This window comes from Mesorhizobium sp. ORM8.1, from assembly GCF_053005525.2.
Genome location: NZ_CM132600.1, coordinates 2779570 through 2797582, shown reverse-complemented (window position 1 = coordinate 2797582; position 18013 = coordinate 2779570). Strand labels below are relative to the sequence as shown.

Sequence of the window (18013 nt, the reverse complement as noted above, 5' to 3'; positions counted from 1 at the left end):
CGGGCCGACGTTCTTTCAATCTTTGCCGCGAAGACTTGTGCTCGATTGGCATCGGTCCCGAAAATCATTGCGGACAGGCCCGCGAAATCCCCGGATTATCGCCCAGAATGGCATCTTTCATCGTTGATTATGGCATGAGTACGCCAATTTGCGAAATTCAAACCGTTCATTAAGGATTTCAAACGGTAACGTAACGGAAGCGCTCAAGCTCGCTCTACAGTTCCCGCGGAGCGCCCGGCTTCAAATCCTGTCGCGCAGCGCGAACCAATTGAGCGCCAGAAACAGCAGCGGCGCCCGGAAGCGGCGCCCACCCGGAAAAGCGGGGATCTTGAGGTCCTCGATCAGCTTCAGCCGGTCGCGATTGCCGGCCACCGTCTCGGCATAGAGCTTGCCGAAGAAGTTGGACAACATGACCCCATGGCCCGAATAGCCGCCGATCGAGATCACCTTCGGCATCACCTCGCGCACGAACGGTTTTCTCGGCACCGTAATGCCGACATAGCCGCCCCAGCCATGCGTGATCTCGACATCCTTGAGTTCAGGATAGAGCTCGGCGATCTGCCGGCGGATGTGGATATGGATGTCCTTCGGATCGTTGACGGCATAGACCTCACGGCCGCCGAACAGCAGCCGCCCGTCCTTCGACTTGCGGAAATAACGCACGACAAAGCGGGAATCGTCGACCGACTCGCTGCCCGGCAACACTTTGGAGTTAGCACCCAGCGGCACCGTCGCGCCGATGAAGGAGCCGATCGGCATGATATGAGCCGCACTCACCGGCTCCAGGTTACCGCCATAGGCGTTGACCGCGACCAGGCATTTCTCGGCGGTGATCGTGCCTTTGGCCGTCGCGACCCTCACCTTGCCGCCGCCGGCGACGATGCCGGTCGACGGCGTCCGCTCGAACAGATGCGCGCCGGCCGCAGCGGCGGCTTTTGCCGTGCCGATCACCAGCTTCATGGGATGGATATGCCCGGTGCCGGTGTCGCGCGTGCCGCCGAAATAGCGTGTCGAGCCCAGCCGCTCGGCCGTCTCTTTGGCGTCCATGAAACCGATATGCCGATAGCCGAAGCGGCTCGCCATGATCTCGGCGTGGCGCTTGTAGTCATCGACATAGCGCCGCTTATGCGCCACCGACAGCTGGCCCGGCATGTAGTCGATCTCGATTGCGCTGGCAGCAGTGAAATCAAGCAGATGCGTCTTGGCTTCCTCCGCCAGATCGAACAGCGCCTTGGCGCGCGAGAGGCCGTATTCGGCCTCAATTCCTCGGCCCAGGCGCGCTGGCCGGTGCCAAGCTGGCCGCCATTGCGCCCAGATGCGCCATCGCCGAAGCGATACGCCTCGATCAGCACGACATTGGCGCCGGCTTTGGCTAGGTGGGTTGCCGCCGACAGGCCGGTGAACCCGCCGCCAATGATGACGACATCGCACTGGCGGTCGCCGTCTAGCGAAGAGTACTCGGGGCGAGGTCCAGCCGTATCCTCATACCACGACCGGCCGGGGGAAATGGGGGATTGGTAGGGCATGATACTCGTGAGTAGGGGAGTAGGGGAGTAGGGGAGTAGGGGAGTAGGGGAGTAGGGGAGTAGGGGAGTAGGGGAGTAGGGGAGTAGGGGTTACCTAGTCGGCGGCCAACTTTCGGATCAGGAGTCTGAGAAGTTTCCCCACGCTTTCAGTGCTGACTAGCAAAGAGGCCGTCGTTGCTTGCGGTGCGATACCGGTACGTTCAGCGATCATAAGCTGTGTTTCCAATTCCTTCAGCGACCCTTGAGCGATCCGTAGAAACTGCTGATAGGAGCCGCGGATTTCCCTGCCGTAGCCCTCTGCTATATTCGAGGGCACTGAAGTTGCAGAGCGGCGAACTTGGCTGGTCAGTCCATACAGCTCCTCCTTGGGCCAGGATTTCGTCGCGCCGTAAACCGCCACAGCCAAATCCATCGCCTGTTGCCAGACCACCAAATCCTTGTAGGAACCCGTTCTTTCAGCCATTCGTCCCTACTCCCCTACTCCCCTACTCCCCTACTCCCCTACTCCCCTACTCCCCTACTCCCCTACTCCCCTCACACATTCAGCAACAAATACTCCCGCTCCCACGGGCTGATCACTTCCATGAAGGTCTCGAATTCGGCCCGCTTGATCGCCGCGTAGGTTGCGGCGAAGGACTTGCCGAGCAGGGCGCACAGCTCCGTGTCGCCTTCGAACAAATCGACGGCTTCGAGCAGGCTGCGCGGCAGGTCGATCTCATCGGCATTGGCGGTGGTAAGCACCGGGGCCGAGGCCTTGGTCTTGTGCCTCATGCCGAGCAGACCGCAGGCAAGCGAAGCGGCCAGCGCCAGGTAAGGGTTGGCATCCGAGGAAGGGATGCGATTTTCAACGCGCCGCGCCGCGGGATCCGAGCGCGGCACACGGAAGGCGGTCGTGCGGTTGTCGTAGCCCCATTTGTTGTTGACCGGCGCGGACGCTGCCTGCGTCAGGCGTCGGTAGGAATTGACATAGGGCGCAAACATCACCAGCGCGTTCGGCACGTGCTTCTGCATGCCGCCGATGAAATGGAAGAACGCGTCGGTCTCGGAACCGTCCTCGGCCGAGAAGATGTTCTTGCCGGTCTTCTTGTCGACCACCGACTGGTGGATGTGCATGGCCGATCCTGGCTGCCCCTGGATGGGCTTGGCCATGAAGGTGGCGTAGATCTCGTGCTTCAGCGCCGCCTCGCGGATGGTTCGCTTGAACATGAACACCTGGTCGGCAAGCTCGATCGGATTGCCGTGACGCAGATTGATCTCGAGCTGGCCGGCGCCTTCCTCGTGGATCAGCGTGTCGATCTCCAGGCCTTGCCGTTCGGAGAAATGGTAGATGTCGTCGATCAACTCGTCGAACTCGTTGACGCCTGCGATCGAATAGCCGGCGCCGCCGCCGATCGGCCGTCCCGAGCGCCCGACGGGCGGCGTCAGCGGATAGTCCGGATCGGGGTTCTTGCGCACCAGGTAGAATTCGATCTCGGGCGCCACCACGGGGCGGAGGCCGCGTTCGTCATAGGCGGCAAGCACGCGCTTCAAGACGTTGCGCGGCGTGAATTCGACGGAACGGCCGTCCTGATGGACGAGGTCGCAGATCACCGCCGCCGTCGGGTCTTCTTCCCAAGGCACCGCGGTCAGCGTCGAGAGGTCGGGCAGAAGCTTCAGGTCGCCGTCGTCTTCGGGATAGTGGAAGCCGTTGCCGTCTTCCGGATAGCCGCCGGAGATCGTCGTCATGAACACGGCCGAAGGCAGCGCCAGCGACGTGTTGGAGGTGAACTTCTTCGACGGCATCATTTTGCCGCGGGCAACGCCAGCCTGGTCGGGTGTGATGCACTCGATGTCCTCGATGCCGCGCCATTCGAGCCAAGCGGTGGCTTCCTTCCAGTTCTTCACACCGCGTTCGTTTTTCAGGAAAGCAGGCGTGCGGGCACGTCCCCCCCGGCTTGACGGACGGACTTCCTTTTTTTCAGGCGGCATCATTCACCAGATTGTGTTGCGGATTTCGAACTATAGCCGGGCGCCATGGGGGAAGGGAAGGGCAAGCATCCAGATGCGCGAGGTCGGCGGACAGAGAAACTTGGCTCAGCGCCGCTTTCCCTCAACCGCATCGAGCCATCGCAACAGCGCCGCCGCATACAGCTTGCGCCAACCCGTCTGCGGCTTCGTCAGGAACCAGGACCGGCGTATATCCCAGGTGTCGCCGGCCAGATCGCGCAGCCGGGTGTTGATGATACCTTCGCCGGACAGCGGATAAACTGCGAACTCGGAAAGAAGATTTCGCCGTCGATCTCATAGAAATCGCACCGCATGTGATCGAACGGCGCCGTCAGTCGCTCCGCAATCTCGCGCATATGCAAAAACGAAGCCGGCAGATCGATCTTCACCCACTGGCTGCCGCTGCCGGGCGGGACCGCCGCATAGCTGCCGTCGCGGTCGAAATGACATTTCAACTCGTTGCCTTGTCCGTCGCGCCTTGAGGCGTAAGCGTAAGCCGTCCTCCCGTTCGAGACATGGAATTTGTACTCCAGCGGAACCGGCACATCATCCCGAACAAGCATCTCTTCGACGAAGATCAGCCGTCTTGCATCCTTATAGCCCCACTCGCCGTATTTTCGGCCATAGCGACGACGCATCCAACGCGCCGTTCGCTTCAGCAACGTCGCCATGTCCACGTCGCCGTTGTGGATCATCATGTTCCAGGCGCTGCCATGGTTGGCCTTGACCACGGCATTTCCGGTCAGCAGCGCCGGCGGGATCTGTTTTGCGTCACGGCCGGTCCACAGGACTTTCGCCGTTGTCAGTTCGGGGCATATGGAGAGCGCATAGTCCTTGGAAGCCAGCTTGTCGCAGGCCATTGCATAAAGCGGATTGTGATCGAAGATCTTCCGCCACAAGAACTTGTCGACATAGGACGCCGGTCTGGCGGGATCGGGAAAGGCACCGCTGTGGTCGTACGTCTTTTTCCAGATTACCGGGTGGCGAAGCAGACACCAGGCCCTGACAGCGGTCAAAATCGCGCGATCAGCCGTACTCACGGTCACTGCCAGCCTTCGCTTTGGCGAGCTGCGCCAGGCCGGAAGCGGACAAACACATCGCGCGTCATGTTGCGCGACACGCGGGTGCGGCCAACAACCTCCAAGCGCGGATCGAGAGCATCTTCCGCGCGCTCCGACCACAGGCGGGCCAGCGAATACGGCTCCCATAGAACGAGCTGCAGGTCGTGCGGGGCCGTGTCCGCGATGCGCGACACGACTTCCGCCTTGGGCGAAACCATGCTGGCTATGTAGACCATCTGCGCGGCGCGATAGTCATAGTCGCGCCCGTCGCAAAATTCGGCGTGCATGCGCGTGTAACCGAGTTTGGCAGCCAGAAGGTTGGCTGTCTCGACCGCATCCGGCACGATATCCAGGCCGATTATTTCGGGAACCCGGGTCTGATCGTGGATGCGGAACATCGTGAAGGGGCGGCCGCCGCAACCGACCATCACGGCACGCCTGCATCCGCTGAAATCGACATGCTCGAAGACTTCATCAAGGCGTTTGTAGGCGTCCTTCGACGACATGACGCCGATAGTCGTTTTTTCGGTCGCGATCTGCCCGAACGAAGTCGGCTCCTTCAGATCCTGGTCCAGCATCTGTCTGATTTCAGCGACGTCTTGGGCATGGACCATTTCGATGAATGCCTGCGTAAGCACGGGCCGATGGGAGAACAGCTGCGGATAGCTGTGCAGCAGCGCCTCGCCCGCCTCATGGCCCATGGCAACGCTGATATCGCGAATTCCGTTGATAAGCGCAGTCGGCGTGCGCGCCCCAGCGCTTGCCAGGAAGGCTTCGAGCTCGTCTTTCCAGGAACTCAGCATGCACCCCCGCGCTTTGCCGGTCTCTAGCAGTGCCACGCGAACGCGTCTACACCACGAGTTCGCGAGAGGATGATGTTGCGATGACCGTTCTTACCACCATCGGCTTCGACGCCGACGACACGCTGTGGCAGAACGAGCAGTTCTTCCGCCTGACCGAAAAGCGCTTTGCCGCCTTGCTCGCCGACCATGGCGACCATGAGCAGATCGCGGCAAGGCTGCTCGCGGCGGAAAAGCGCAATCTGGCCGTCTACGGCTTCGGCATCAAGGGCTTTACCCTGTCGATGATCGAGACGGCGCTCGAGGTCACCGGGGGCAAGGTGCCCGGTGCGGTCGTAAGCGAGATCCTGGCCGCCGGCCGCGAGATGCTGAGCCATCCGATCGAGCCGCTGCCGCATGCGCGTGAGGCTGTCGAGACGCTGGCGGGCGCCTATCGCCTGGTGCTGATCACCAAGGGCGACCTCTTCGACCAGGAGCGCAAGCTGGCGCAGTCGGGGATGGGCGATTTGTTCGACGCTGTCGAGATCGTCAGCGACAAGAACGCCGACACCTATGCCCGCATATTCAGCCGCCATGGCGACGGTCCGGATAAGAGCATGATGGTCGGCAATTCGCTCAAGTCCGACGTGGTGCCGGCCATCGAGGCCGGCGGCTGGGGCATCCATGTGCCGCATGAATTGACCTGGGCGGTCGAGCATGCCGAAGCGCCGGTGGCGGCCCCGCGCTTCCGCCAGATCGCCGACCTCGGCGAATTGCCGGCGCTGGTCGAGACCATCGCCAAGCCGGGCTGAAGCAACGCGGCGCGCGTTTGCGGTGTCCGCCTTGGAGCAACTCCAGGAAACGTCTACGCGATTTTTGCGCTAGGAATTGCTAGCCGCGTCCCGCCAGCCGGTCGACTACCGGTTGCAGTCTTTCGGGCGTGATTGGCTTGGCAACCACGGTATCGACAACGCTCGACAGGCCGAGGGTCTCGGGCGTGCCGGTCTTGGTTGAAAGCAGGATCACCGCGGGCAGCGCCTTGCCCGAGGCGCGCCGCAACGCGTCGATGGCCGACATCAGCCGGTCGCAATCCTTGTTGTCAGGGCCGCCATCCAGGATGACGACGCCGGGCGTGACGCCTGCCAGGGCTTTCTCCGCGGTCTCGGGCGATTCCGATATCGGCCTCAGTCCCGAACGCTCGACGATCTTCGACACCACGACCCGGTTGATCGACGACTTTCCGACGACAAGCACCTTGGAAAGATCCGTTGGCGCCGCGCTGGCGCGGTGTAGGGGTTTCGGATGATTTTGGGGGTCGTCAGGGTCGGCGGGGCACATTGGCGGGCAGGCACTCTGGTTCAATGCAGGGTTGAAACCTGAGGCCCAATTGGCGTGAGTTCACGGCCGCTGTCAAGCTGAAATGGCAGCGGTCGAAAATATAACAAGAAAATGCAGAATTCAGTGCAAGTCCTAGCATCCGTTCCCAATGCAAATCGAAAAAAATCGATAGTTTCCCGAACGTATAGCGCGCGGGAAACCATCGCTGAGATTGTTGACGTTACGTCAACCGTGGCTCTGCTGGGTAACAATCACCGGGATCAGAAGATCACCCCAGTTGCCGTCGCCGCCGTGGTGCCTGGCCGAACGCACCAGCTCGACCGAGACGCCCGCCTCGACTGCCTTCATGACCGATTGGTTCAACCTGTGCAGGTCGTTGGCGAGCATGCGGATCGTCGCCTGCTGGTCGACGCTCATTGCGCTTGCCTGCTCCTCCGCCCTCTCCTTGACCCGGCTTATCGATGCCATTGTTCTTCTCCTTGATGTCGATGCCCTTGCGGGCGTTTCCTCTGTTGTTATTCAGCCGCCGGCCTGAACTGGGCGTGCTCGGTCGATTCATGCATGGCGGTTGTCGAAGACTGGCCGCCGGTGATCGCCATCGATACGGCGTCGAAATAGCCGGTGCCGACTTCGCGCTGATGCTTGGTCGCGGTGTAGCCATTGGCTTCCGCGGCGAACTCGGCTTCCTGCAGCTCGAATAGGCCGCCATCTGCCGATCCTTGTAGCCACGCGCCAGCTCGAACATGCCGAAGTTCAACTGGTGGAAACCGGCGAGCGTGATGAACTGGAACTTGTAGCCCATGGCGCCGAGCTCTCTGGAACTTGGCGATGGTCGCGTCGTCGAGGTTCTTCTTCCAGTTGAACGATGGCGAGCAATTATAGGCGAGCAGCTTGCCTGGATGGTGCTTGTGCACGCCCTCGGCGAACTTCCTGGCCTGCGCGAGGTCCGGCTTCGAGGTTTCGCACCAGATCAGGTCCGCATGCGGGGCATAGGCCACGGCGCGCGCGATGCACGGCTCGATACCGTTCCTGACATTGTAGAAACCCTCGACGGTACGGCCGGCATCGTAGTCGACGAACGGCTGGTCGCGCTCGTCGATATCGGACGTCAACAGCTTCGCCGCCTCCGCGTCGGTGCGCGCCACCACCAGGGTCGCCGTGCCCATCACGTCGGCCGCCAGGCGCGCCGCGTTCAAGTTGCGGATATGCGCCGCCGTCGGGATCAGCACCTTGCCGCCGAGATGGCCGCACTTCTTTTCCGACGCCAGCTGGTCCTCGTAATGCACGCCCGCGGCACCCGCCTCGATAAAGGCCTTCATGATCTCGAAGGCGTTGAGCGGACCGCCGAAGCCGGCTTCCGCGTCGGCGACGATCGGCGCGAACCAGGTGTCGACCGAAAGTCCCCGGCCTTCCGAGGTCTCGATCTGATCGGCGCGCTGCAGGGTGCGGTTGATGCGCTTGACCAGTTCAGGCGCGGCATTGGCCGGATAAAGCGACTGGTCCGGATACATGGCTGACGCCGTGTTGGCGTCGGCCGCCACTTGCCAGCCCGACAGGTAAATCGCCTTCAGGCCGGCGCGCACCTGCTGCATGGCCTGATTGCCCGACATGGCGCCCAGCGCGTTGACGAAGTCCTCCTCATGAATGAGCTTCCACAGCCGGTTCGCGCCCATCTCGGCCAGTGTCTGGCGAACTTGCACCGAGCCGCGCAGCCGCTTCACATCCTCGGGCGAATAAGGGCGCTCGATCCCGTCGAAACGGCCTTCGGGCGCGGATGGGACGAGGTTGTAAAAATCAGTCATTTGGCACTCCGAGATCATAGGAAATTGGTTTGAGCGGTCGGTGGCAAACGTTCGTTCAGCGTCATTTGCCTGTGACATCATTTACATTGCGTCGCAAAATCACCTAGGAAAACCGCCAAACTGGCCGAAAAATAAAAGAAAACCTGTGTTGTCTTTGACAGGTCTGCGCTGTAAATTTGTCACGATTGTAAAAGGTGAATGCTGATTGCCGGTGGCGGGTTCCTGTGTAAAATCTTGTCAAGGACAGAAGAGTGGCTGACCAGAAGATCTTTGCCGGGCCGAGGCTGCGCCGGCTGCGCAACGCCAGGGGGCTGACCCAGACGGCAATGGCCGAAGGGCTTGGTATCTCGCCTTCCTACCTCAACCTGATCGAGCGCAACCAACGGCCGCTGACGGTGCAGCTGATCCTCAAGCTGGCGTCCGCTTACAAGGTCGATCCGCATGAATTGCAGGGCGAGGCCAAGGGATCGATCGCGGCGCTGAAGGAAGTGTTCGGCGATCCGTTGCTGGCCGGCGAACTGCCCGGTGATCAGGAGCTGATCGATCTCGCCGAGACAGCTCCGAATGCGTCGGCGGCGATGGTGAAGCTCTTTCGCGCCTATCGCGAGCAGGCCGAGCGCTTGTCCGACCTCAACCAGCTTCTGGCGAAGGAGGGCAGGGCGACCGCGCTGTCGGGCACGCGCCTGCCGGCCGATGAAGTGCATGAAACATTCGAGCGGCGGCCGAACCATTTCGCCGCGCTGGAGGAAGAGGCGGAGGCCTTCACTTCGGTGCTCGACCCCGGTGACGATCTGTTCGGGGCGCTCAAGGCCTGGCTGAGGCGTGAGCACGGTGTCGTCGTCAAGGTGCTGCCGGTCGCTACCATGCCCAATTGGCGCCGCCGCTATGACCGCCACTCGCAGCGCCTGTTCCTGTCGGAGCGGCTGTCGCCTTTCGATCAGCTGCGCGAGGTCGCCATGGAGGCGAGCCTGATCCGCATGACGGTTGCCGTCGCCGGCGAGATCCAGGCGCTGAAGCTTGGCACCGACGAGGCGCGGCGGCTCGCTCGCTTCGAGCTCGGCCGCTATGCCGCGCATGCGCTGATGATGCCCTACCAGGCCTTTCACGCCGCCGCCGTCCGCGCCCGCTATGACATCGACGTGCTGCGGTCCCGCTTCGGCGTCTCCTTCGAGCAGGCGGCAAACCGCTTGACCATGCTGCAACGTCCCGGCGCTGGCGGCGTGCCGTTTTTCATGCTCGAGGTGGACAATGCAGGCAACCGCTTCCGCAGGGCCGGCAGCCAGGGCTATCCGCAAAACCGTTTCGGCGGCGGCTGCCCCAAGCTTGCCGTCCACGCAGCCTTTTCGCAGCCCGGTCAAATCCTGGTCGAGGCGGTGGAGATGCCTGACGGCGCCGAGTTCCTGTGCATCGCCCGCACACTGGAAGGCCCGCAGGGCGCGTATTCCGAAAGGCCGCGGCGCACCGCGCTGCTGCTCGGCTGCGACATCGGCTTTCGCGACGAGATCGTCTATGGCGCGGCGCTGCCGGCCGCGGCCGCCGGCAAAGCTGGACAGAGCCTCGCGACGCCGGTCGGCCCAGCCTGCCGCCTTTGCGAGCGCGTCGGCTGCCTGGCGCGCGCCGAGCCGCCGGTGACGCGCCCTCTCGGCCTCGACGAAATGGTGACGGGCTTGAGCGCTTTCGATTTTCAGGGCTGATGCATGTCGCCCAAAACTGCGCCGCGGTTTTGAAACCACGATAAGCATCAAAGTAAAAGCTCAGGCGGCGATTGTCCCACATTTAAGCGAATGCTGGATCACGCCTGGCCTTCTGCTTTGCGCTACGCGGATGAGACATAGTCCTGTCGTCCCTGGTGCATCGTAATGCCTATAACTCGCTGACAGTCTGTCCATGACCGATACCGCCACAGCCAGTGCCGCCTTGCCAGCCGTCTCGCCGCGCGAGGAGCGGGCGGGCATGCTGCTGGTCTTCCTGTCGGCGCTGATGTGGAGTTTTGGCGGCACCATCGCCCGCTTCATCCATATCGACGACAGCTGGACGGTGGTGTTCTGGCGCTCGTTCTGGGCAGTGGCCTTCCTTGTCGCGTTCATGCTCTGGCGCGACGGCCCGCGCGGCACGGTAAGATTGTTTCGCGACATGGGGCTGCCCGGGCTTGGCGTTGCCCTGTGCTTTGCCACCGCATCGACCAGCTTCGTCGTGGCGCTCGCCTATACCACGGTCGCCAACATCCTCCTGATGCAGGCCGGCGTGCCGTTGCTGGCGGCCCTGCTGGCATGGATTCTGTTTCGCGAACGTGTCAGCCCGGCCACCTGGATCGCGATCGCCGCCGTCATCACCGGCGTCGCCATCATGGTCTCCGAATCCCTCGACGGAGCCGTCTCGCCGATCGGTGATGGCCTGGCGCTGCTGATCGCTGTGATGTTTTCGGTGGCGACCGTGATCACGCGTCGCTTTGCCCATGTGCGCATGGTGCCGGCCAATTGCCTGGCAGCGCTGCTCGCCTGCGCGTTCGCCGCGTCCCAGGCCTCGCAATTCGCCGTCTCCGCACGCGACATGGGTTTTCTCTTTGCCTTCGGTGTCATCAATCTCGGTGTCGGCCTCGCCTTTTTCGCCATGGGCGCGCGGCTGGTGCCTGCGGCGATCGCGGCGCTGCTCGGCACGTTCGAACCGATCCTCGGGCCGATCTGGGTGTGGCTCGTCCATTCCGAGGTGCCGTCGCTGCGCACCATCATCGGCGGCGCGGTCGTGGTCACGGCGCTGCTCGTCCATATCGGCCTGGAGTTCAAGCGGCAGGCTCGGCCGGCGCGCCCCGGCGTCACCGGTCTGCCGTCACCCAATTGAACGCGGGCAGCCTTGCCCATTGACAACCCTGTTGCCGGACGGGCAGGCTGCGATTACGGCAACAACAAGACAGGCGTATCTTGCCAAGTGTCTCCGCCGGCCCGATCGGGACCGGACAGCATCGTCATAACTTTGCATACGCCACGGCGAATGCCGCTGACGCAGCCAGCATGCCTCTTCGGGGCGCTGGCAAGGCTTCCAACCCTTTTGCCGCGCCCCAGCGCAGCGCCGACAGTTCGCGCTTGTCGCCCCCTGGAAAGCTCAATAGTCTGAAATCAACGCCGCCCCGCCATCTAGCGACGAGCCGGCGAGGGAACACTTACCAAAGGAGAACAGCATGATCCGCAAAGCGCTCTGGCTTTCGGCGACTTCGGCATTACTGACGCTTTTCACGGCAAGCGGCCATGCCGCGGACCGCGTCGTCAACGTCTTCAACTGGTCGGACTATATCGACCCGTCGATCATCGAGGACTTTACCAAGGAGACTGGCATCAAGGTTGTCTACGACACCTACGATTCCAATGAAATCCTTGAAACCAAATTGCTCGCCGGTGGCAGCGGCTATGACGTCGTGGTGCCGACTGCGAGCCCGTTCCTGGCCCGCCAGATCCAGGCCAACGTGTACCAGAAGCTCGACAAATCGAAGCTCCCCAACCTGTCCAACATGTGGAACGTGGTGATGGAGCGGGTGGCGAAGTTCGATCCCGGCAATACATATTCGGTCAACTATATGTGGGGCACCACCGGCATCGGCTACAACACCGAGAAGGTGAAGGCAGCACTCGGTGTCGACAAGATCGACAGCTGGGACGCCGTTCTGAAGCCGGAAAACATCTCCAAGCTCGCCGGCTGCGGCGTGTACTTCCTGGATTCTCCGACCGATATCTTCCCGACAGTGCTGAACTATCTTGGCCTCAAGCCGGATTCGACCTCTCCCGATGATATTGCCAAGGCTACGGACCTGATGCTGAGTGTCCGGCCGTCGATCCGCAAATTCCATTCCTCGGAATACATCAACGCTCTCGCCAATGGCGATATCTGCGTGGCCGTCGGCTATTCGGGTGACATCTTCCAGGCCCGCGACCGCGCGGTGGAAGCCAAGAAGGGCGTCGACATCGCCTACGCGATTCCGAAGGAAGGCGCCGAAATGTGGTTCGACGAAATGGCCATCCCGGCCGATGCCCCGCATGCTGCCGAGGCGCATGAATTCATCAACTATATGATGAGGCCAGAAGTCATCGCCAAGTCGAGCAATGTCGTCTTCTACGCCAACGGCAACAAGGCTTCGCAGCAATTCGTCAGCAAGGAAATTCTTGAGGATCCGGGCGTCTATCCCGACGACAAGATGATGTCCAAGCTGTTCACCGTGGGTCCTTATGATCCCAAGACGCAGCGGCTCGTCACCCGGTCCTGGACCAAGGTCGTCACCGGCCAGTAAGCATCGAGACACGACCCCGGCAGCCAACTGCCGGGGTCACTTCTTCAAGAGCAATTCCAGGAAAAGTGTGAAGCGGTTTTCCGTTCGGAATTGCGTCAAGGAAATCGGGCAGTTCCAGGAAAACTGGGAAGCGGTTTTCCGCCCGGAATTTGCGTGAGAAACAAGACACAAGGGTGGTGCCGCTCGAGGGGCATCGGAGCAGAAAACGGAGTGGGGACATGAAATCGCTTGGCAGCATCCGCAGGGATTTCGCGCCATGGACTGATCCGAACGCCAAGCCGTATATCCAGTTCGACAAGGTCACCAAGAAGTTCGGCGATTTCACCGCCGTCAACAATCTGTCGCTGACCATTTTCGAGCGCGAGTTCTTCGCGCTGCTAGGCGCCTCCGGTTGCGGCAAGTCCACCCTGCTCAGGATGCTCGCCGGTTTCGAGGAGCCGAGCGCCGGGCGCATCCTGCTTGACGGCCAGGACCTGCGCGGCATTCCGCCCTACAGGCGGCCGGTCAACATGATGTTCCAGTCCTATGCGCTGTTCCCGCATATGACGGTGGAGAAGAACATCGCCTTCGGCCTCAAGCAGGAAGGCATGCCTGGCCCGGACATTGAAAAACGCGTCGCCGAGATGTTGAGGCTGGTCAAGCTCGAGCAGTTCGCCAAGCGCAAGCCGCACCAATTGTCCGGCGGTCAGCGCCAGCGCGTTGCGCTCGCCCGCTCGGTTGCCAAGCGGCCGAAGGTTCTGCTTCTAGACGAACCGCTCGGCGCTTTGGACAAGAAGCTGCGCGAGGAGACGCAGTTCGAATTGATGGACCTGCAGCAGGAACTCGGCCTTACTTTCGTCGTCGTCACGCACGACCAGGAAGAGGCCATGACCATGGCCGACCGCATCGCCATCATGGACAAGGGCGAGGTCATGCAGGTCGCGACGCCCGCGGAAGTCTATGAAGCCCCGACCTCGCGCTTCGTGGCGCATTTCGTCGGCAATGTGAACATGTTCGAAGGCAAGGTTGGCGAGCGCACGGCGAACACCACGCGCATCACCGGCGCGACGGGCGCCGAGATCGTCGTCGACAATGGCGGCGATGCCGCCGCCGGCGCCAGCATCGTCTTCGCGATCCGGCCGGAAAAGATCAAGGTATCGTCCAAGAAGCCGGCAGATGCCGTCAACGCGCTCGAAGGCGAGGTTTATGACGTCGCCTATCTCGGCGACATGACCGTCTATCACATCAAGCTCGATGACGGGCAGATGGTGCGGGCGAGCGCCCTGAACGCCTCGCGTGTCACCGAGGACCCACTCACCTGGAACGACCGCGCCTGGGTTTCCTTCCGGCCTGACGCCGGCGTCGTGCTGACCAGGTAGGAGGGGGCCATGACCGACATCGCCGTGACCGGATCCACCGCCGCTGGAACAGACGCTCTGCCGACGAGGTTGGCCAAAGGCTTTGTCAACCGGCTCGTCATCATCGTTCCCTATCTCTGGCTGCTGTTCTTCTTCCTCATTCCGTTCGTCATCGTCTTCAAGATATCGCTGTCGCAGTCGGCGATCGCGATGCCGCCCTACACGCCAGTGCTCGATTTCAGCGACGGCATTTCCGGCTTCTTCGCCGGCTTCCGCGAACTGAATTTCGACAACTATGTCTGGCTCACCCAGGATGCGCTCTACTTCAAGGCCTATCTGAGCAGCGTCATCATCGCCGCGATCTCGACCCTGCTGACGCTGATCGTCGGCTATCCGATCGCCTATGGCATGGCGCGGGCGCCGGCGACGGTCCGGCCCACCCTCCTGATGCTGGTGATCCTGCCGTTCTGGACCTCGTTCCTGATCCGCGTCTATGCCTGGATCGGCATCCTGAAGCCGGAAGGGCTGCTCAACCAGCTGCTGTTGTCGCTGCACATCATCAGCGAGCCGCTGGTCATCCTCAACACCTATACGGCGATCTTCATCGGCATCGTCTACTCCTATCTGCCCTTCATGGTGCTGCCGCTCTACTCGTCGCTGGAGAAGATGGACAACTCGCTGATCGAGGCGGCGCAGGACCTCGGCTGTCCGCAGATCGTCGCTTTCTGGAAGATCACCTTCCCGCTGTCGCTGCCGGGCGTCGTTGCCGGCTGCCTGCTGGTGTTCATTCCGGCCGTCGGTGAGTTCGTCATTCCCGATCTTCTGGGCGGTTCGCAGACGCTGATGATCGGCAAGACGCTGTGGAGCGAATTCTTCTCCAACCGCGACTGGCCGGTTTCGTCGGCGGTTGCCGTCATCCTTCTGCTGGTGCTCACCATTCCGATCATGTTCTACCAGCAGGCTCAGGCGCGCGCTCAGGAGCAAGGCAAATGAACTCGACCTGGAGCCGCTTCAACGTCACCTCGGTGGTGCTTGGCTTTGCCTTCCTCTATTTGCCGATCGTGCTTCTGGTCATCTTTTCCTTCAACGAATCGAAGCTGGTCACCGTCTGGGGCGGCTTCTCGACCAAATGGTACGTGTCCCTGTTCCACAATCAGGGCCTGATGGACGCGACCTGGGTGACCGCGCGCGTCGGTGTCATCTCCGCCAGCGTCGCGACCGTGCTCGGCACGCTGGCCGCTCTCACCTTGACCCGCTACACGCGGTTCAGGGGGCGTATCCTGTTTTCGGGCATGGTCTTTGCGCCTCTGGTCATGCCGGAAGTGATCACCGGCCTTTCGTTGCTTTTGCTTTTCGTCGCTGTCGGGCTCGACCGCGGCTTCCTGACCGTCACGCTTGCGCACATCACCTTGACCATGTGCTTCGTCGCCGTCGTCGTGCAGTCGCGCCTGATCACCTTCGACCGCTCGCTCGAAGAGGCCGCGATGGACCTTGGCGCACCGCCGGTGAAGACCTTCTTCCAGATCACCTTGCCGGTCATTCTGCCGGCGATCGTGTCCGGCTGGATGCTGGCCTTCACGCTGTCCCTCGACGACCTGGTCATTGCCAGCTTCACGTCGGGTCCAGGCGCCACGACGCTGCCGATGAAGATCTACAGCCAGGTGCGTCTAGGCGTGACGCCTGAAATCAACGCCGCCTGCACCCTCCTGATCGCGGTGGTGGCGGTCGGCGTCATCATTGCCTCGATCGCCAACAAGCGACGCGAGGTCCAGCGCCAGCTCGACGAGCAGGCGGCGCAACGCGGATAAGCGATAGAAAAGAGCGGCGGCGGCGGGTTTGCACCTCCGCTTTCGGTCATTTCGAAATCTGTGCGTCTACTGGCCTGAAACGCCGGGTGCGATCGGCGAGATGAACGGCGTGCTCCAGTTGCCGCCGACGAAAAACAGCGACTGGTTCTGGGCGGGCGGCGCCGGACTGACCGCCTGGCCGTTGGCCTGAGGCTGCGGCGCCGGCTGGCTGTTCGGCACCACGCCGCCCGACAGCGCCAGTCCGCGCCCGGCGTAAGAGGCGATGCCGGACAACCAGATCTTGTATTTCTGCGCATTGATCTCGGCCTTGTCCAACCGTGCGACGCCCTTAGAAATGCTCGCCTTGATCTCGGCGCCGTCGATCGGCACCGATCCCTTGTCGACGTCGTCGAGGGCGAAGAAGCCGCCTTGCTGGTTGCGTTTCAGGAAAGCCGGCAGGTCGAGGCCGTTGAGCGTGCCGGGCCCAAACGTCGCCGAGAACGATCCGTCGGCATTCTCGAAGATCGAATTCCACGCCTTGCCCGGCCCTTTGAGGATGACCGACACGGTTCCGGTGCCGGCCGGCACCAGCCGCGTCACCCCCGCCGCCGTGGCAAACGCTCCGGTGTCGACATCCGAAGCCAGGAGCCGCATTTCGACCTGTGTGCCGTCGGGCTTGCGGTCGAAGCGCAGGCTGCTCTGGATAGTGCCGCCGAAAGCCGATGCATCGGAGATGTCGAAGACGGCAAGACCATTCTTGACCTGCGCTGTAGCGGCGACATCGGCAAGCTGGACCGGCCCCGCGGTGGCATGCGCCGCCGACAGTCTGAGGTCGAGGTTTATGCGATCGGCGAAGCTGGTGTCGATGTCGCCTGGGCCGTCCTCGCTGGTCGGCGCGACGGGCGTGAACGCCGTCAGGAAGGACCTGAGATCGAGCGTGTCGAAGGCAAGCGTGCCGGCAATTACCGGCCGCGCCTCGGCGAAGGAGAAATCCAGCGCTCCCATGCCCGGATTGTTGTTGAGCGTCACCGTCGTATTCTCGAACTTCGCCCGCCCCGCCGAGGCATTCACCTTGCTGGCGAACGCGACCGAACCGACCGCCGCGCCGGGCGCGATGCCGGCCTGCGACCACTCCAGCACGCGCCTGAGCGAAGGCGCGGCAAACTTCGCCTGGCCGTCGAAATAGGCATTGTCGGACATCGAAGCCGTGCCGTCGAAGGAAAATGTCGCCGGCGCCGCCTTGAACGAGAGCGTGACGGGCGCCGACCCGCCGGCAAACAGCACCAGCGGCTTGGCGGTGGAGAAATCGAGCTGCACGCTTTCGCCGCGCCAGATGCCGCTGGCGGTCAGCGACGCGTCGCTGTTCATCGCTTCCCAATTGACCTGGCCGTTAAGGCCGCTCAGGATTTCGGTGTCCTTGCCGTCCGCCGACGTCACGACACGGCCATCGCGGAACTCGACGACACCGAACGGATCGGATGGCAATTTGCCGAGATCGGGCTTTTGCGGGTTGGCCGTCACCACACCGCGCGCGGTATCGATCGAGCGCGAGATACGCCCGCCGGTCGGCAGCGGCGGCAGGTAGAAGCCGTTCGCGGTACGCTCGACCCTGATCGTCGGCCGCACAAGCCTTGCGGTGGTGAACGCCACGTCGCCCTGCAAGGCGGCCATGGCCGAGAGGTCGACTTCGACGCGATCGGCCTCGACCACCGGCGGCGCGTCGGTCTCCGTCCACTGCGAAAGCGTGACGTCGCTGAGGATCGCGCGGAATTTCGGCCACACCTCGATGCGCGGCGAGCCGTCGATCGTCACCCTGAAGCCGCTCCAGGCGCTGAGCTCCCAGGCAATGCGGTCGCGCACGATGCGGGTCGAAGCAATCAGCGGCAACGCCGCGACGGCGAGCGCGATGACCAGCACCGCAACGCCGATCACCCAAATGCCGCGCCGGATCAAAGATGATGGCATTTCGCCCCGTATGCTTCCGTTGCCGACAAAAATCGCCCGACGGGTGTAACCGAGCGCTGACGCTTTTCAAGTCTTTATGGCCTTGCGATGGCATTTGCCCGCCGCCCGGCATTGGCGGCCCGAACAAAATCTTGCTCTGCTGCGCTGCAATAGGCA

15 protein-coding genes and 1 pseudogene are annotated in these 18013 nt (G+C 62.3%); 7 read left to right on the top strand and 9 right to left on the bottom strand.

Going from position 1 to position 18013, the window contains the following annotated elements:
• Positions 1-240 precede the first annotated feature (240 nt).
• The 5 genes and pseudogenes from ACVDG8_RS14240 to ACVDG8_RS14220 form a co-directional block, all read right to left on the bottom strand.
• Positions 241-1526 (bottom strand): annotated as a pseudogene (locus ACVDG8_RS14240) (NAD(P)/FAD-dependent oxidoreductase).
• A gap of 94 nt (positions 1527-1620) precedes the next feature.
• Positions 1621-1989, bottom strand: a complete 369-nt coding sequence (locus ACVDG8_RS14235) for a four helix bundle protein (protein WP_447255214.1) — start codon at positions 1987-1989, stop codon at positions 1621-1623.
• 71 nt (positions 1990-2060) lie between these two features.
• Positions 2061-3497: a glutamine synthetase family protein gene (locus ACVDG8_RS14230; protein WP_455707759.1), complete on the bottom strand. Its 1437-nt coding sequence runs from the start codon at positions 3495-3497 to the stop codon at positions 2061-2063.
• A 185-nt stretch (positions 3498-3682) separates the two neighbouring features.
• Positions 3683-4411, bottom strand: coding sequence for a hypothetical protein (locus ACVDG8_RS14225; protein ID WP_455707758.1), 729 nt, complete (start codon positions 4409-4411; stop codon positions 3683-3685).
• Positions 4412-4554: 143 nt separating this feature from the next.
• A complete protein-coding gene (locus tag ACVDG8_RS14220; protein ID WP_447255213.1) occupies positions 4555-5376 on the bottom strand; it encodes a hypothetical protein in 822 nt (273 codons plus the stop codon).
• 80 nt (positions 5377-5456) lie between these two features.
• Here ACVDG8_RS14220 and ACVDG8_RS14215 point away from each other — a divergent pair, with 80 nt between their 5' ends.
• The gene (locus tag ACVDG8_RS14215; protein WP_447255212.1) at positions 5457-6164 is read left to right on the top strand and encodes an HAD family hydrolase; all 708 of its coding nucleotides are present in this window, start codon (positions 5457-5459) and stop codon (positions 6162-6164) included.
• Positions 6165-6243: 79 nt separating this feature from the next.
• Here ACVDG8_RS14215 and ACVDG8_RS14210 read toward each other — a convergent pair whose 3' ends face one another.
• The 3 genes from ACVDG8_RS14210 to aceA form a co-directional block, all read right to left on the bottom strand.
• Positions 6244-6690 carry a response regulator gene (locus ACVDG8_RS14210; RefSeq protein WP_447255211.1) on the bottom strand — a complete coding sequence of 149 codons (447 nt, stop codon included), beginning with the start codon at positions 6688-6690 and terminating at the stop codon, positions 6244-6246.
• A gap of 225 nt (positions 6691-6915) precedes the next feature.
• Entirely contained in the window at positions 6916-7158 is a 243-nt protein-coding gene (locus ACVDG8_RS14205; RefSeq protein WP_447255210.1) for an SMc00767 family acetate metabolism repressor, read from the bottom strand.
• Positions 7159-7205: 47 nt separating this feature from the next.
• A complete protein-coding gene (aceA, locus tag ACVDG8_RS14200) occupies positions 7206-8492 on the bottom strand; it encodes an isocitrate lyase (protein ID WP_455707757.1) in 1287 nt (428 codons plus the stop codon).
• Positions 8493-8743: 251 nt separating this feature from the next.
• Between aceA and ACVDG8_RS14195 the strand changes: the two genes are divergently transcribed.
• The 6 genes from ACVDG8_RS14195 (at position 8744) to ACVDG8_RS14170 (ending at position 15913) form a co-directional block, all read left to right on the top strand.
• Positions 8744-10186, top strand: a complete 1443-nt coding sequence (locus tag ACVDG8_RS14195; RefSeq protein WP_447255208.1) for a helix-turn-helix domain-containing protein — start codon at positions 8744-8746, stop codon at positions 10184-10186.
• 193 nt (positions 10187-10379) lie between these two features.
• Positions 10380-11330: a DMT family transporter gene (locus ACVDG8_RS14190; protein ID WP_447255207.1), complete on the top strand. Its 951-nt coding sequence runs from the start codon at positions 10380-10382 to the stop codon at positions 11328-11330.
• A gap of 337 nt (positions 11331-11667) precedes the next feature.
• The gene (locus ACVDG8_RS14185; RefSeq protein ID WP_447255206.1) at positions 11668-12768 is read left to right on the top strand and encodes a polyamine ABC transporter substrate-binding protein; all 1101 of its coding nucleotides are present in this window, start codon (positions 11668-11670) and stop codon (positions 12766-12768) included.
• A gap of 218 nt (positions 12769-12986) precedes the next feature.
• Positions 12987-14126, top strand: coding sequence for an ABC transporter ATP-binding protein (locus tag ACVDG8_RS14180; protein WP_447255205.1), 1140 nt, complete (start codon positions 12987-12989; stop codon positions 14124-14126).
• A 9-nt stretch (positions 14127-14135) separates the two neighbouring features.
• On the top strand, positions 14136-15098 hold the full coding sequence (locus ACVDG8_RS14175) for an ABC transporter permease subunit (RefSeq protein WP_447255204.1): 963 nt from the start codon (positions 14136-14138) through the stop codon (positions 15096-15098).
• The gene (locus ACVDG8_RS14170; RefSeq protein ID WP_371011172.1) at positions 15095-15913 is read left to right on the top strand and encodes an ABC transporter permease; all 819 of its coding nucleotides are present in this window, start codon (positions 15095-15097) and stop codon (positions 15911-15913) included. Before ACVDG8_RS14175 ends, ACVDG8_RS14170 begins: the two co-directional genes overlap by 4 nt.
• A 66-nt stretch (positions 15914-15979) precedes the next feature.
• Here ACVDG8_RS14170 and ACVDG8_RS14165 read toward each other — a convergent pair whose 3' ends face one another.
• Positions 15980-17857 (bottom strand): AsmA family protein, encoded by a 1878-nt coding sequence (locus ACVDG8_RS14165; RefSeq protein ID WP_447255203.1) that lies wholly within the window; start codon positions 17855-17857, stop codon positions 15980-15982.
• Between the last annotated feature and the right edge of the window lie 156 nt (positions 17858-18013).

Bases quoted from the DNA above. Each gene is read 5' to 3' on its own strand.
- aceA (WP_455707757.1), bottom strand. From the start codon at position 8,492: ATGACTGATTTTTACAACCTCGTCCCATCCGCGCCCGAAGGCCGTTTC.
- ACVDG8_RS14220 (WP_447255213.1), bottom strand. From the start codon at position 5,376: ATGCTGAGTTCCTGGAAAGACGAGCTCGAAGCCTTCCTGGCAAGCGCT.
- ACVDG8_RS14170 (WP_371011172.1), top strand. From the start codon at position 15,095: ATGAACTCGACCTGGAGCCGCTTCAACGTCACCTCGGTGGTGCTTGGC.
- ACVDG8_RS14205 (WP_447255210.1), bottom strand. From the start codon at position 7,158: ATGGCATCGATAAGCCGGGTCAAGGAGAGGGCGGAGGAGCAGGCAAGC.
- ACVDG8_RS14230 (WP_455707759.1), bottom strand. From the start codon at position 3,497: ATGATGCCGCCTGAAAAAAAGGAAGTCCGTCCGTCAAGCCGGGGGGGA.
- ACVDG8_RS14235 (WP_447255214.1), bottom strand. From the start codon at position 1,989: ATGGCTGAAAGAACGGGTTCCTACAAGGATTTGGTGGTCTGGCAACAG.
- ACVDG8_RS14185 (WP_447255206.1), top strand. From the start codon at position 11,668: ATGATCCGCAAAGCGCTCTGGCTTTCGGCGACTTCGGCATTACTGACG.
- ACVDG8_RS14175 (WP_447255204.1), top strand. From the start codon at position 14,136: ATGACCGACATCGCCGTGACCGGATCCACCGCCGCTGGAACAGACGCT.
- ACVDG8_RS14210 (WP_447255211.1), bottom strand. From the start codon at position 6,690: ATGTGCCCCGCCGACCCTGACGACCCCCAAAATCATCCGAAACCCCTA.
- ACVDG8_RS14215 (WP_447255212.1), top strand. From the start codon at position 5,457: ATGACCGTTCTTACCACCATCGGCTTCGACGCCGACGACACGCTGTGG.
- ACVDG8_RS14180 (WP_447255205.1), top strand. From the start codon at position 12,987: ATGAAATCGCTTGGCAGCATCCGCAGGGATTTCGCGCCATGGACTGAT.
- ACVDG8_RS14190 (WP_447255207.1), top strand. From the start codon at position 10,380: ATGACCGATACCGCCACAGCCAGTGCCGCCTTGCCAGCCGTCTCGCCG.
- ACVDG8_RS14165 (WP_447255203.1), bottom strand. From the start codon at position 17,857: ATGCCATCATCTTTGATCCGGCGCGGCATTTGGGTGATCGGCGTTGCG.